The 14,237-nt window shown below is 57.8% G+C and carries 15 protein-coding genes and 2 tRNA genes; 1 reads left to right on the top strand and 16 read right to left on the bottom strand.

From position 1 onward, the window contains the following. Nucleotides 1-6: 6 nt before the first annotated feature. The 14 genes from BOA8489_RS16800 to murA all read right to left on the bottom strand — a co-directional run bounded on the left by BOA8489_RS16800 (nucleotide 7) and on the right by murA (nucleotide 11,843). Entirely contained in the window at nucleotides 7-1,293 is a 1,287-nt protein-coding gene (locus tag BOA8489_RS16800; protein WP_093975468.1) for a TRAP transporter large permease, read from the bottom strand. 2 nt (nucleotides 1,294-1,295) lie between these two features. Next, nucleotides 1,296-1,868 carry a TRAP transporter small permease gene (locus tag BOA8489_RS16795; RefSeq protein ID WP_093975467.1) on the bottom strand — a complete coding sequence of 191 codons (573 nt, stop codon included), beginning with the start codon at nucleotides 1,866-1,868 and terminating at the stop codon, nucleotides 1,296-1,298. Between the two features lie 144 nt (nucleotides 1,869-2,012). After that, nucleotides 2,013-3,032 carry a TRAP transporter substrate-binding protein DctP gene (gene dctP / locus BOA8489_RS16790; RefSeq protein WP_093975466.1) on the bottom strand — a complete coding sequence of 340 codons (1,020 nt, stop codon included), beginning with the start codon at nucleotides 3,030-3,032 and terminating at the stop codon, nucleotides 2,013-2,015. Between the two features lie 96 nt (nucleotides 3,033-3,128). Continuing rightward, nucleotides 3,129-4,523, bottom strand: a complete 1,395-nt coding sequence (gene ehuR, locus BOA8489_RS16785) for a MocR-like ectoine utilization transcription factor EhuR (protein ID WP_093975465.1) — start codon at nucleotides 4,521-4,523, stop codon at nucleotides 3,129-3,131. A gap of 715 nt (nucleotides 4,524-5,238) precedes the next feature. Further along, nucleotides 5,239-5,313: transfer RNA gene (locus BOA8489_RS16780), tRNA-Phe, on the bottom strand. A gap of 88 nt (nucleotides 5,314-5,401) precedes the next feature. Beyond that, the gene (locus BOA8489_RS16775) at nucleotides 5,402-5,584 is read right to left on the bottom strand and encodes a DNA gyrase inhibitor YacG (protein ID WP_093975464.1); all 183 of its coding nucleotides are present in this window, start codon (nucleotides 5,582-5,584) and stop codon (nucleotides 5,402-5,404) included. Next, nucleotides 5,581-6,612, bottom strand: a complete 1,032-nt coding sequence (locus BOA8489_RS16770; protein WP_245813934.1) for a ribonuclease E/G — start codon at nucleotides 6,610-6,612, stop codon at nucleotides 5,581-5,583. The genes BOA8489_RS16775 and BOA8489_RS16770 overlap by 4 nt, the downstream gene beginning before the upstream one ends. Continuing rightward, the gene (locus BOA8489_RS16765; RefSeq protein WP_245813932.1) at nucleotides 6,609-7,232 is read right to left on the bottom strand and encodes a Maf family protein; all 624 of its coding nucleotides are present in this window, start codon (nucleotides 7,230-7,232) and stop codon (nucleotides 6,609-6,611) included. The genes BOA8489_RS16770 and BOA8489_RS16765 overlap by 4 nt, the downstream gene beginning before the upstream one ends. Next, nucleotides 7,229-7,447, bottom strand: a complete 219-nt coding sequence (infA, locus tag BOA8489_RS16760; RefSeq protein WP_007205486.1) for a translation initiation factor IF-1 — start codon at nucleotides 7,445-7,447, stop codon at nucleotides 7,229-7,231. Before infA ends, BOA8489_RS16765 begins: the two co-directional genes overlap by 4 nt. A gap of 245 nt (nucleotides 7,448-7,692) precedes the next feature. Next, nucleotides 7,693-8,154 carry an arsenate-mycothiol transferase ArsC gene (locus BOA8489_RS16755; protein ID WP_093975463.1) on the bottom strand — a complete coding sequence of 154 codons (462 nt, stop codon included), beginning with the start codon at nucleotides 8,152-8,154 and terminating at the stop codon, nucleotides 7,693-7,695. A gap of 3 nt (nucleotides 8,155-8,157) precedes the next feature. Next, nucleotides 8,158-8,637, bottom strand: a complete 480-nt coding sequence (locus tag BOA8489_RS16750; RefSeq protein WP_093975462.1) for a UPF0262 family protein — start codon at nucleotides 8,635-8,637, stop codon at nucleotides 8,158-8,160. Next, nucleotides 8,637-9,947 carry a histidinol dehydrogenase gene (hisD, locus tag BOA8489_RS16745; RefSeq protein ID WP_093975502.1) on the bottom strand — a complete coding sequence of 437 codons (1,311 nt, stop codon included), beginning with the start codon at nucleotides 9,945-9,947 and terminating at the stop codon, nucleotides 8,637-8,639. Before hisD ends, BOA8489_RS16750 begins: the two co-directional genes overlap by 1 nt. Nucleotides 9,948-10,116: 169 nt before the next feature. Further along, nucleotides 10,117-10,578, bottom strand: a complete 462-nt coding sequence (locus BOA8489_RS16740; RefSeq protein WP_093975461.1) for a DUF2948 family protein — start codon at nucleotides 10,576-10,578, stop codon at nucleotides 10,117-10,119. Next, nucleotides 10,578-11,843, bottom strand: a complete 1,266-nt coding sequence (murA, locus tag BOA8489_RS16735; protein WP_093975460.1) for a UDP-N-acetylglucosamine 1-carboxyvinyltransferase — start codon at nucleotides 11,841-11,843, stop codon at nucleotides 10,578-10,580. The genes BOA8489_RS16740 and murA overlap by 1 nt, the downstream gene beginning before the upstream one ends. 273 nt (nucleotides 11,844-12,116) lie before the next feature. On the opposite strand from murA, the gene BOA8489_RS16725 reads away from it, so the two are divergent. Then, nucleotides 12,117-12,191: transfer RNA gene (locus BOA8489_RS16725), tRNA-Thr, on the top strand. Nucleotides 12,192-12,486: 295 nt separating this feature from the next. Here the strand turns inward: BOA8489_RS16725 and BOA8489_RS16720 are convergent. Together BOA8489_RS16720 and BOA8489_RS16715 are read right to left on the bottom strand one after the other, a co-directional pair. Further along, a complete protein-coding gene (locus BOA8489_RS16720; RefSeq protein ID WP_093975458.1) occupies nucleotides 12,487-13,224 on the bottom strand; it encodes an SDR family NAD(P)-dependent oxidoreductase in 738 nt (245 codons plus the stop codon). 249 nt (nucleotides 13,225-13,473) lie between these two features. Beyond that, nucleotides 13,474-14,079, bottom strand: coding sequence for an HD domain-containing protein (locus BOA8489_RS16715; RefSeq protein ID WP_245813928.1), 606 nt, complete (start codon nucleotides 14,077-14,079; stop codon nucleotides 13,474-13,476). Between the last annotated feature and the right edge of the window lie 158 nt (nucleotides 14,080-14,237).

Raw genomic sequence — 14,237 nt, 5'->3', positions numbered from 1 at the left:
CTCCCTCTACTTGTTGAAGGCGATGTCACGCAGGAAAAGCGCTATTTGTGGGAAGAAGATCAACAGAACCGAAACACTCAGAAGCATTGCAACGAAGGGCGGCGTGCCACGGATCACATCCAGATAGGGTCGCTTGAACACCGCAACGGCAGTAAAGATATCACATCCGAATGGTGGCGTGGCGGAGCCGATCGCGGCTTGCAATACGATCAGCGTACCGACCAGGATCGGGTCAAGGCCTGTCGCTTCAACCACAGGCGCAAAGATCGGAACTAGGATCAAGATGACAACGATCGGGTCCACGAACATGCAGCCGATGAAAAAGGCGATTGCGATGGTGAATAGCACGCCGACCTGACCCATCTGGTCGATGCCGACCGCCCCTAGTATTTGCTGCGGAATCTGCGCAAACGACAAGACCCAAGCAAAGGCAGCTCCCGCCCCTACCAGAATGAAGACCACAGCAGTTACCATGCCTGTTGATAGGGCGATCTGATACAAGTCATTGATTTTCATTGTCCGGAAAATGAAGGTTTCCAACACCAATGCGTAAGCCACGCTGATCGCTGCCGCCTCAGTTGGACTGAAGATGCCAAAGAAGATGCCACCAATAATCAGAACCGGAAAGCCAAGCGGCCACAAGGCATGCTTGACCGCTCTCGCCCGCTCGTTCCATGTGGCCGCCGGCTCGGTGGGAACGTCATTTATCTTAGCGTAGATCATGCTGTAGACGGAGAACATGAGAAGAATGAGCAACCCCGGCCCGATGCCTGCAATGAAAAGCTCAGGGATGGATGCCTTGGCAACCACGCCGTAGATGATCATGCCGATACTTGGTGGGATCAGGAATGCGATGTCGCTTGAGTTAACGATCAGCGCCATGATGAACGAATCTTTATAGCCACCTTTTAGCATGCGCGGCCTGAGTGGCGTTCCCACAGCCACAACTGTGGCCTGAGTTGATCCGGACACGGCCCCAAAAAGCGCACAGGCCGAGGCCGTACTGACGGCCAATCCGCCGCGAATATGGCGAACGAAGGCCATGACCATATCGATCAACCGCCCCGCGGACTGGCCACGTGTCATAATGTCAGCGGCCAAAATAAACATAGGGACGGCGATTAGGGACGAAGGCCGGATACCCCCCAGCATTTGCTGAATCATAAACTCGGTTTTGTCGATTGTACCAAACAGTTCTATGACACCGATAAATGCGCCAGCGATCAGCGGAACCATCATCGGGAACCCCATCAGCAGCAGGATCACCATTACGGAAAACATTAGGGTTGCCATGACTAAAGCTCCAATTCCTGTTCTCGTGCGTCCGCTTCCCTTAAATCGGTAGATAGGTAGATCTCGGTTTCCTGAAGGTTTTTGATGAAGGTCAGCGTGTATTGGACACCGGCGACAAACAGACCAATCGGTACCCAAAGGTAGCTGATATAGACCGGGAAACCGAGGGCAGGGTATACACGCCCTTTTGCATACATATTGAGAATGTACTGCACAGAGTACCACGCCAATATCAGCAACAGCACTGCAGTGACGCCAGTAACCACAATCATCAAGATCTTTCGAGCTCGCTGGGGCAACGCATCTGAGATCGCCGACATGCGGATATGCCTACCATGGCGCGCGGCGTAGCCCAGACCAGCGAAGGTCACTAGCAAAATGAAAATGCTGTTCAACTCCTCGGCGAAGATTAAGGAGTGGTTGAACACAAATCGACTGATGACATTCGCGATGGTGTTGATCGCCATCAATATCACGCCAGTTGCCATAATCACGCGCTCAAGAGCCGCAGTCCCCCTGTCGATGCCGTCAACAATTCCAGAAAGCCCCGACTTTTTCGGCTTCTCTTCGCTCATAAATCCCTCCTCGGGCAATCGCAATTTTTGGCTGAGTGGCGTTTTCTCGGTTAGACTTGCAGGCCCGGACGCGTGGTCAGGGCCTGCAACTGTTCTTCAGATATTCATACCAAAGATTTGATGAATGCCTGCGGCAGAGAGTTTTTACTGCTGCGCAGCAACCAGATCTTTCTTCATCTGCTCAAGTATAGCAGCACCCCGTTCGCCCGCACGTTCAACAAACGCAGCTTCAACCGCTTTTGCGCGCTCCTTGAATGGCATACGCTCTGCTTCGGTAAGCCGGTTGATAATGTAGTCTGGATTGGTTTCCTTGATTTTTGCCAATCCTGTCGCGTCTAGTTCGACCGCCACATCAAGAATGTAGTCAAGTGCTGCCTGCGACGCATTTTGGACCAGCTCTTTGTCAGCGTCGCTTAACCCATCGTAAAATTCAGCATTCGCCATCACCGCGGTGGTATACTGGCCATGGCCGGTATAGGTCATGACGTTGGTAAGGTTGTCCAGATCATAGGCTTCAATCCAGATAGCGGGGTTTTCCTGCCCATCCACCATTCCGGTTTTCAAGCCGCCGATCAACTCACCCCAAGGCATGGCGATCGGAGACGCGCCAAAGGCAGTGTAGGTTTCCAGCAGCAACGGCGATGTCATGGTGCGGATTTTCATCCCGGCCAGATCTTCCGGCGTCCGGAATTCTTCCATCGTGGTGACAACCATTTCACCTTCTGGAAACATTGACAGCAATTCCAGACCCTGTTCGCGGTAAATATCGTGGAACATTTCGTTTATGGCCACACTTTCCTTAAAGAATTTGCGCACCACCACAGGATCAGTCGGCTGAATGTAGGGCACCAAAAAGGCTTCAGCTTCCGGGATCAACGCGCCCGTGAAGCCTGGCGATTGGTCAATGAACTGCAGCAGCCCAGCTTGCGCCTGTTCCATTGCATCGGCCGATTCGCCAAGAGTACCCACAGGGTAAATCTGGACTGTGTGATCCGAGTTGGCTTCTATTTCCTCTTTGAACTTTGTTGCATATAGGCCCTGCGGATCGGTCAACCCTTCTTCCATGGCATAGCGCCAATTGTCGGCGTGAACCGCAGTCGTGGTCAGTAGTGCAAATGCTACTGTGGCGCAGGTGCGCAGACGCAAGCGTGTCTTCACGGTCATTATTTTCTCCGATCTATTGCTAGTTTTCATTGTGATATCTTACCACCATCCAAACACTGTACTGCGAGTCAATTATTATATTGTCGCGCTACATTTCTAGATTGCGAACTGCGGGAGCGGTTCGCGGGGGCGCAAAATCAGTCCGGTTAGCAGCCGCAAAGCTTGGCGAAAACGGTCCGTTTCACGAATGCTACCAAGCGAAATGCGCACCGCGTTTGTTGGTGCTGCCTTTGGGGAAAGGAAGGGGCTTTCGGGCGACACCGCAACATTCAGCTCGCGGGCATGGGCCACAAAACTGTTAGAATCCCACCCCGGCGGAAGCTGCAACCATATGTGCAAACCGGATGGGTGACCCCTCCATTGAAAACCGGCAAGCTCTTGCTTTGCGATTTGATATCGATTGCCAATTTCACCACGCTGCCACTCTGCCAAAGCCATCGCGGTGCCGTCCTCCACCCAACGCGAGGCAAGCTCGCAGATCAGCGGCGTGGCCATCCAGCCGAAGACGATAAGCCTTGCCGTCATCGCAGGCAAAAGGTGGTCCGGAGCCACCGCATATCCCGCGCGCAATCCGCTGACAGTGCACTTGGTGAAGGTTGTCAGGTAGACTGACAACTCTGGCGCGAAGGAAGAAATAGGCGGGGGTCGGCTTACTGCAACGGGGCCGAAGGGGTCGTTTTCAATAATGTGCAGACCGTGCCTGCGGGCAATCCCCGCTATTTGCCGACGCCGGCCCTCTGGCATCATATGCACATTGGGGTTTGCCAGAGAAGGGAGCAAATACAGCGCCTTAGGGGAGCATTCCGAGCATATGCGCTCAAGCACGTCAGGTAGGATTCCGTACTCATCTGCTTCGACACCAATATGCCTGTACCCGAAATAGGCGACGGTCGAAATCAGTAGATGGTGTGTGATCATGTCGGACAAGACAATATCGCCCGGACGCAAGATGGCGGACATTGCTGTCGACAGACCGTGGGATACGCCATTTGTCATGAGCACCGACTCCGCGCGTGTCTGCAGGCCACAATGCGACAGCCATTTTACTCCTGTCTTCCGGTGTGTTTTGTGGCCCGCATTCGGGCGGGTGGACAGGTAAAGCACAGGATCGAGCTCGTGCTGCATGGCCTTCAACGTCGAATGCATCGCATCGATATGCAGGCGATTGAACAACGGGCGAGAGATCGACATGTCCAACAGGTTTCGCGGTTCAGACTCCAGCTTAAAGGGCTGCTCACCGGATTTCGCGGTGTCGATAACATAGCTGCCGCGTCCGATCTGACCGTCAATCAGGGTTTGACGACGTAGAATGTCATAGGCCTTGCTGACTGTATTAACGCTTAATCCCAGGTCATCCGCCAGCTTCCGATGAGGGGGTAATTTCTGCCCTGGCGACAAGCTGCCAGCCTCGATAGCGCTGGCAATAATCGAAGCCAGGCTCAAATGGATTGGTGAACTCAAAGAATCTCGAGACGGCACCCAATTTGTCATGCGGCAATGGTAACGAAATTTGATTTGCGAACAAGCAGATGATGTTCAATGGACGTCATGGCAGATGGACACATAGCCTAGGGCAGAGTCTCGCTTGAAACCTGAACACCGATAAAACGAACAGGATGTTTACCGGGGTCAGTTGACCATGAAACCTTCCTACCCTTCGAGTTTTCTGTTCATTCAAAGCACGCGCTATGCACTTTGCAGACACTGGTGCACCACGCAGAATCGGCCACTGTGGGCTGATTGTGTTGAAAAACTCCGATTTTGGCCCTGACCGATGAAATTTCTCGCCATACAAGCAGGTCTGCAATTTCTGGCGACGGGGTTCGGCCAAATTCGCCTTCCGGTCCTTGTGGGTTAGCTCACATTGTCTTACGAACAATCCATTCTCACATTCCCATTTCACTGGGCCCTGCCGGAAAACTGCAATTTTCAAATTTCGGAGTTCTTCAACGCAATGGGCTCGAAGCCGTCATTCGCTGCACTTTGCATGAATGTCCGCTTCCGGTAGAACTGCAATAATTGCATGTCGTTCGCCATGACATTGCTTGAGCGACCTAGAACGATTGAAGCGATGTGAGTTCAGAAACTTACTGGGTTACGTTGTCGGAATCCGTCAGCTGTCACCCAAATTATCACCCAAACGAAAAATTGGGCAGAGCGTTAGCTGAGATCTTACAGATAAGGCTCTGATTTTATTGATTTTTAGTGGTGCCCGGGGGCGGAATCGAACCACCGACACGAGGATTTTCAATCCACTGCTCTACCCCTGAGCTACCCGGGCACGGGAACGAAGGACTTGCGTCATCGTCTGGGGTCGCTGCGTTCTAATGACAGGCCACGGGGCTGTCCAGAGCATTTGCACTAAAAAATCAATGCACTCGCTCGTCGTCACCCTCATCACGCACCGGCGTACGATCATCCTCTTCAACAGCCTCCGCTGGAATAGCATATTTGCCCAGCATCCAACGCCCCAAGTCCACATCCGCGCAGCGGCTTGAACAGAACGGGCGGTACTTCTTTTCCGTCGGCTCACTGCAAATCGGGCAACTCATGTCAAACTCTCCTTCAACGGCAATCGCTCGCGCTTTCGCTGCATTTCAAGATGCCCAAGCGGCGTCCATCCCACAAGAGACGTCTCGATCGAATCCGACTTGAACGCCATCCGCGCGGCCTGTTCGACCTGGCGGCGGTCCTTCTTTGGCATCGGCGCCGCATCCACCACAATCTGCCCACCCAAACCCCGCACCCTCAAGGCCCGGGGCAACGCCCGGATGGCCGCAATGTTGGCCTTCAAACCAGCCGCGGGTGAGGTATCCCCGCCCGTATTCACGTCGACAGCCACAAACGCCCGCGTCGGCTCGACATACATATGCGCACCGCCGCCCAAAGACACGTTTGCGCGGCCCAGCGCGTCAATTTCATCCTCAATCCCGTGCCGCTCAAACGCGCCCGGCTCGGCGTCAACCTGATCGGCCTCGGGCCAGTCGCGCCACGCCAAAGACTGCGCATCCGGTCCGTCCAGCAGCAACTCCTCATCGCCCTCCACCGACTCGGACAACACCTGTCTGGCAAGGGAGAGCATCTCCAAAACATCATCCAGAACCGCGTCGTCGTCCGCCCCGGCGCATACCGAGCGCAGCACCAGCCCCAGCCCGTCCTCGCCCACTTCCCCGTCGCACAAAGCGCGCAGCTCGACCCGGCGCTCCTCATCCTTTATGTCCCGCGAAATGTTCAGCCCCGGCGCCCCGGGCGTTACCAGACAATATCTGCTTTTGAAAACAATACGATCCGTGACCGGCGTCGCCTTACCGCCCTCGGCATAGGTCGTCGCTTGCACAATCAAACGCTGCCCGCTGGCAATTCCCTTGGCTTGCCTGAAAAACAACGGCCCCTGCGGGCTCGACAGGATCAACCCACCCTGCCCCTTCATGGGCCGCGTCGCGCGCGCGCGAAAAATCGCGCCTGGCCGGATGCGGTCATCCGGCGCGTCGACCAGCAGATCGTCCAGCACACCATCCCGCATCAGAGCCGCAGCAGCTACCCCATTCACCTCACCCAGAACCGCCAAAGTGCCTTTCACGACCAACCCCCTTCCACCGGATAGCCCGCATCGCGCAGCAACACGGCCGTCTCCGCCAAAGGCAGTCCCATAATCGAAGAATATGAGCCCGAAATCCACGGAATGAACGTGCCCGCCGGCCCCTGAATGGCATAGCCACCCGCTTTGCCTCGCCAGTCACCACTGGCAAGATACCCGTTCACTTCGGCGTCGCTCAACCGCTTCATCCGCACCTGGCTTTCGACAACGCGGTGCCGCACGCCCTTGTCCGAAACCACCGCCACACAGGTCACCACCCGGTGCCGCCGCCCAGACAGCGCCAGCAAGAAGGCCGCCGCCTCTTTCTCATCTTCCGGTTTTCCCAAAATCCGCCGCCCCATCGCAACGGTCGTATCGGCCACCAAAGCCACCTCGCCCGCCGCCCGCTGAACGGCGGCGGCCTTGGCCAAGGTCACGCGCGCGCAATAGGGGCGCGCCAGTTCGGCTTTGAAAGGGGTTTCGTCTATATCCGCTGGAAAGACGCCGTCCGGCACCACACCGATTTGTGCCAGCAATTCGCGCCTGCGCGGGCTTGCCGAGCCCAGGATCAACCGCGGGCGCAACACCGCGCGCCCATCATCATCGTCACCGTCAAAGGTCACTTGAAGCGATAGTTGATCCGACCTTTTGTCAGGTCGTACGGTGTCATCTCGACCTGGACCTTGTCCCCGGCCAGAACACGGATGCGGTTCTTGCGCATCTTGCCTGCCGTATGCGCGATTATTTCATGGCCGTTTTCAAGCTCGACCCGAAATGTCGCGTTCGGCAGGAGTTCCTTCACGACACCAGGGAATTCGAGCAGTTCTTCCTTGGCCATGTTGTCTCCTAAGTATCACCCGTTAGTCGGGCGAGGCTTAAATGGGCGCGAATCCGGCAATTATCAAGCCAATTCTCGCGATTTCCCAAGAAGATCACGGCGCTGTGGCCCTACATCGCCGCCAAACACCGCCAATCCGTCCAAACACGACCTCCAAAACCAATGCGCCAAACCACACCGCTCGCCGGGGTACGCCGAATGACCTATCGAAGAAACCTTGCCAAGACGTCAAAAGTCGCGCGAAATCACGCGCCGTCTTCCGTCGGCGGCCCGAACCGCGCCAGCATCCGCGCCTTGATCTGGTCGCGCGCCTCGCGGTAACTCGCCAGTTTCGCCTCGCGTCCCTCGCCCAGCCCCGTCGGGTCCAAGATCGGCCAATACTCCACATCCAGATGGAAAAACCGCGTCAACTCCAACGCCCGACGCTGCGAGGCAGGCGACAAAGCGACCACCAGATCGAACCCCGAAAGATCGTCGCCCCATTCTTCCATCTCGTCGAAACTGCGCGAGCGATGCCGCTCCAACTCAATGCCCAACTCGGCACAAACCGCCACGGAAAACCCGTCGACTTCCATGTCATTGTAAACGCCAGCCGACTGCACATAGGCTGCTTGTCCGTAGAACTTCTTCATCATCCCCTCTGCCATGGGGGATCGTACCGCATTGTGATCGCAGCAAAAAAGCACCGAATGGGGCAGATCGGCCAACCCTCAGCCTCCGAAATGCAACACGCAGATCAGCGTGAACAAACGCCGCGCCGTATCCGTGTCCACCTCGGCCTTGCCCTCAAGCCGTTCCTGCAAAACCCGCGCGCCCTCGTTGTGAATCCCGCGCCGCGCCATATCAATCGCCTCAATCTGGCTGGGCGGCAGCTTCTTCACCGCATCGAAGTAACTCTCACAAATCTGAAAATAGTCCTTCACAACCTGCCGAAACGGACCCAAGGCCAAATGAAACTCCGCCGCCGGCTCCCCGCCTTCGGTTTGCACATCAAACACCAACCGCCGCTCACGTATCGCCAGATGCAACCGATACGGCCCCTCTGGTACGGCCCGCCCGTCGCGCGCAGGCACCACGAAGGAATTGTCCTCCAACAGATCAAACACGGCCACCCGCCGCTCCTGCTCAATCTCCGGCGTCGGAGGTGCCAGCGCGCTGTCGTCAATGTCGATCTCGACAATTCTACTCATCACTCAGCCCCCTCGTTCAACTGATCCAACCGCGCCCGCACGCTCAACCCATGCGCCTCAAGGCTCTCGCTTTTCGCCAATGTTTCCGCCGCCCCGCCAATCGCCGCCAAAGCCCCCGGCGTCATCTTCGCCAGCGTCGTACGCTTTAAGAAGTCCATCACCGACAAGCCGGACGAAAACCGCGCCGACCGCGCCGTCGGCAGCACATGGTTCGGCCCACCTACATAATCGCCAATCGCTTCCGGAGTCCATTTGCCCAGAAAAATCGCGCCCGCATGGGCAATATTCGCCGCCAGAGCTTCCGGGTTCGCCACGCACAACTCCAGATGCTCCGGCGCAATCTCATCACACAAGGCTGCCGCCTCGCCCAAATCCCGCACCGCGATTACCGCCCCGAAATCCCGCCAGCTCTTGCTCGCAATCTCGCGCCGCTCCAGCGTCTTCAGCAGGCTCTCAACGCTCGCCATCACCGCTTCGCCAAATACCGCATCCGTGGTGATCAATATCGACTGCGCGCTCTCGTCATGCTCGGCCTGAGACATCAGATCCGTCGCGATCCAGTCCGGATCGTTATCCGTATCCGAAATCACCAGAATCTCCGAAGGCCCCGCGATCATGTCAATCCCGACCTTGCCGAACACGCGCCGCTTCGCCGCCGCCACATAAGCATTGCCCGGCCCGGTGATCATGTCGACAGGCCGCACCGTTTCCGTCCCATAGGCCAATGCCGCCACCGCCTGCGCGCCGCCGATCCGGTAAATCGTCTCAACGCCCGACAACCGCGCCGCCAGCAACACCAACGGATTGATCTGGCCCCCCGGCGTCGGCGTCACCATCACCAACCGCTCCACACCCGCCACCTGCGCCGGTATCGCATTCATCAACACCGACGACGGATAACTCGCCAAACCGCCCGGCACATACAAACCGGCCGCCGAAACCGGCCCCCAGCGCCACCCCAGCATTGCGCCCGTCTCATCCGTCCAGAACTGATCCTCGGGCATCTGGCGCGCGTGATAAGCCCGGATACGCTCCGCCGCCAACTCCAGCGCGGCTCGCTCCGCCTCCGGCACCGCGGCAATCGCCGCGTCGATCTCCGCCTCGGAAAACGCCATCGCCCCCGCCGACAAATCAAACCCGTCAAACTTCGCCGTCAGCTCCACAAGGGCCGCATCGCCGCGGCTGCGCACATCCGCGATGATCCCCGCCACAGCTTCATCCACATCGGGCGCATCCTCGCGTTTGGCCCCCAAAAGAGCCACAAAGCGATCGTCAAAATCCGCATCCGAAGTCGAGAAAAACTGAGCCATATCCAGCACCTTCCTGTTGCCGTGGACATAACGCCAAGCGCCAGCCCCTGCAATCACAAGCCGCCCAGCCCCACGCCGCCGCCCAAACTTCTCATGTTCAAAAATATCCCGGGGGAGGCCGCAAGGCCGGGGGCAGAGCCCCGAAAGCCCCGCACCCAAAACCGACCGGTCAGTCGCCCGGATGCTCCGGCCGCTTGCCCGACGGCGCCACATAGGGCCGCGTCACATCCGTCAAGGTCACTTCCAAAGCCTCGACTTCGACCCGGATCGCGCCATCTCCGGCCAGCGTCAAAACACAAGCGCCCGTCCCGTCCTCGCCCGGCTCCCATTCCAGCGTCAGCAAAGACAACACCATATCCGCGTCCCCTCGCTCAACCCCTTGCGAGGCCACCCGCACCGCATCCTCAATCGTCAAGACCGACTGCACCCGCTCGGGCGAGCGCCCGTCTTCCCACCGAAACCGATTGAGCAAAAGCGCAAACCTTCGCCCCCGCCGGTCCCATTTCATCTCATTGCCCGGAAACACCGCATCCTGCACCAAGGACGCAATCACCGGCAACTCGTCCGGCTCCAAAGCCTTCAGCCGCAACGCCTTTTCGCCCCCGTCCTCGAACCGCGCGTCTTCGACCATCACTCTGCCACCCGCTCAATCTGGGCACCCACGGCACCCAGCTTTTCCTCGACATGCTCGTAACCGCGATCCAGATGATAGACCCGGCTCACAACCGTCTCACCCTCGGCCGCCAATCCAGCCAGGATCAACGACACCGAGGCGCGCAAATCCGTCGCCATCACCCGCGCCCCGCGCATCTGATCCACGCCCCTGACCGTCGCCATGCCCCCATGCACGTCAATCTCGGCCCCCATGCGCATCAACTCGGGCGCATGCATAAAACGGTTCTCGAAAATCGTCTCTTCCAGATGCGACACCCCGTCGGCCGTGCACAACAAGGCCATCATCTGCGCCTGCAAATCTGTCGGAAAACCGGGGAACGGCGCGGTCGCCACATCCACCGCCGTGACCCGACCGTTCTTGCGCGCAACCTTCAGCCCGCGTGGCGTCTCCTCAACGGAAATCCCTGCCGCATCCAACCGCTCGCAAAACGCCTCGACCAAACTGATCTTGCCGCCCAGACACTCCACTTCGCCGCCGCAGATCGCAGGCGCCAGCATATACGTCCCCAACTCGATCCGATCCGTCACCACAGGATGCGTCGCACCCCCCAGCCGGTCCACACCCTGAATTTCAATCTTCGACGTCCCCGCCCCGGAAATCTGTGCCCCCATCTTGGACAAACACGCGGCCAGATCGACAATCTCCGGCTCGCGCGCCGCATTCTCGATCACCGTGGTCCCCTTCGCCAAAGTCGCCGCCATCATCACATTCTCGGTCGCGCCCACGCTGGCAAACCGCAAAGGTACCTTCGCTCCCTTCAGCCCGCCATTCGTGCGTGCATGAAGATAGCCATCCTTCAGCTCGATCTCGGCCCCCATCAACTCCAGAGCGGAAATGTGAATATCCATCGGCCGCGCGCCGATCGCACAGCCCCCCGGCAGAGACACAACCGCATGTCCTTCCCGCGCCAGAAGAGGCCCCAGAACAAGGTTCGACGCCCGCATCTTGCGCACAATGTCGTAATCCGCATGCGTGTTCACCGGCCCCGCCGAGGACATCGCAATCACGCGTCCGCCCTGCAAATCTGACACTTCCGCTCCCAGCGACCGCAAAAGCGTGGTCATCGTCTTGATGTCACTGAGACGCGGCGCGTTCATCAAGGTCAAAGGCTCTTCCGTCAGCAACGTGGCTGGCATAAGCGTGAGGCACGCGTTTTTCGCCCCCGCAATCGGTATCTCTCCGCGAAGCTCAGCCCCGCCCTTCACCACAATCGAATCCATGCCTCAATCTGCCCTATCTTTGCCCGCGCCACCTGTTTCGGTGACTGTTCGTTCCGCCCCTGAACCTGTCCGCGCCCGCACCTGCGCTTTCCTGCGCGACAAGTTCGCCTTCAACGCAGCCTTCAGCCGCGCCTCCCGCGCCTCCTTGGCACTTTTCGGTCCATCAGAGGAGGTTTTTCTGCCCATAGAGCCTCTCTACCCCAGCCGCCATATAGCGTCCAGATTACGCTTGCGCGATTTCGACTTTGCGGCTATCCCGGCGCCCGTTCACTGGCTGCCGTAGCTCAGAGGTAGAGCACTCCCTTGGTAAGGGAGAGGTCGAGAGTTCAATTCTCTCCGGCAGCACCAAAGTCCTATTGCAAAGCAATATAACGGCCCGGCAGTCGTTTCGAAGAAGCGATGAGAGGGCAAGCGTAGAAATCAATAAACGTGAACCTGCCCTAAAGGGTCTAAGCGAATTTCTCGCGCCCCTTAGAAAATCCCCCAAAGCTCCTGCATGTTCATTGCCAGGATAATCCCCAGCACCGCCAAAACGATGTACCACTTAAAACCGGCCATAGATCCCTCCGTCGCCGCCTCAATTCTTAAATACAATAAGGCGACCATATCCCCCAAATCCTCATCAACAAAGCAAAAACCCGCCTCAGATCGACCCGGCTTCTACCATATAGTTCGACGCCGAACACATCGCCGCATCGCTTGACGCCAGAAACAGCACCATCCGGGCCACGTAAACCGGCTCGATCAGATCCGGCAGACACTGGCGTGCCCGATGCGCCTCCAACGCTTCAGGCGACGCCCAAAGCTCCTTCTGGCGCTCGGTCATGATCCACCCCGGCACCACCGTATTCACTCTTATCCGGTGATCCCCCAGATCCCGCGCCATCGTCCGCGTCAACCCATGCACCGCCGACTTGGCCGTCGCGTAGGCCGGAAATCCCCCCCCGGCCTCCCACCACGAGTTCGACCCAAGGTTCACAATCGACCCGCCCCCGGCGGCAATCATCCCCGGCGCCACGGCCTGTATTGCGAAAAACATATGCCTGATGTTCGTCGCCATCCGCTCGTCCCAGTACTCCGGCGTCACTTCCCGCCAGTCATGCCGATCATCGCGCGCCGCGTTGTTCACCAACACGTCGAATTCCCCCAGCGAAGCAATCGCCTCGCGCAACGCCGCGATATCGCGCAAATCGCACAGCGCATAACGCGCGCCCGTCTCGCCGGCGACCCGCTTTGACGCCTCCAAATCCCGATCCAGAAACGCAATATCCGATCCTTGCTCGGCAAATGCGCCCACCGTCAGAGCCCCGATCCCCGAGGCCCCGCCGGTCACCAGAACCCGCTTGCCCTTCAGACTTGGGTAATTCGCAAAATCCGACATGAGCTTCCTCCATTTCCATTCCAGTCAACACAAACTATCAGATTATATTACAATAAAACAATGCATTGCGCGTCAAAGTTCAACGATTAACGCTGCGCGCGGCCCATTAACCGCGTATTTTTGCCCCAGAACGCTCGCACCGACGCAATACCGACGTTATACCGACGCTGCACAGACATGCCATTTCCTCGTGTTTTCAGCATATTACACTCTATAATTAACCTTTCCACAGCAAAGCGACGATATGTATCAACTGGCACCCGGCACACCCGTTACAACGCCCTCCCGCACCACCTCCGACGCATAGGCTTTGCGTGCAAAAACCTCCCGCACCATTGGCTTGAAATGCTCCAGTGGCTTGGTCACATAGTCCGGATCAAACGACGCTTGATCCCATTGCTCGCAGAACGCCGCACAGGCGTCAAAGCAGGGATGGTCCTTGAACCGATCCCGCGCATTCGCGTCCCAGCCATAGTGGTGCGCATAGTAAATCATCTGAAATATACCGTGGTGTTCGACCACCCAGGACACCTCCCAGCGCACGAAGGGCCGGATCACCTCGGCCGAAAATCTGTCGTGATTCTGGGGTGCCAACCCGTCTCCGATATCATGCAGCAACGCCCCGACTATCCAATCGATATCCGCGCCATCTGCCTCGGCGCGCGTCGCCGACTGCAGGCCGTGGTCCAGACGCGTGATCTTGTATCCTTCAATTGACGCCGCCCCTTGACGGCGCAATTCAGCCAGTATCCGATCCGCAGTCCCCGCCTGATATTTCGCCTCAAACTTCTCAAGCAATTCATAGTCTTCGCGCGTGCCGCGCTTCATTTCCGTAAACGAAACCGATTTGCTCATGCGTCCCTCCTGTCATTTTTAATGACGACACGCGAATTCGCACGGCTTGGCAACGAAATATTAGGATAACGGGCCGATACAGGATCAAACCTCTCACAGACGTCCCCGCCGCGAAAGCGCGCTGTCGGTTACGGGCGTTCCAAACGCGAAGCGAATGT

It is taken from the genome of Boseongicola aestuarii (assembly GCF_900184815.1).
Classification (GTDB): domain Bacteria; phylum Pseudomonadota; class Alphaproteobacteria; order Rhodobacterales; family Rhodobacteraceae; genus Boseongicola; species Boseongicola aestuarii.
This window is presented reverse-complemented; position numbering and strand designations above follow the sequence as displayed.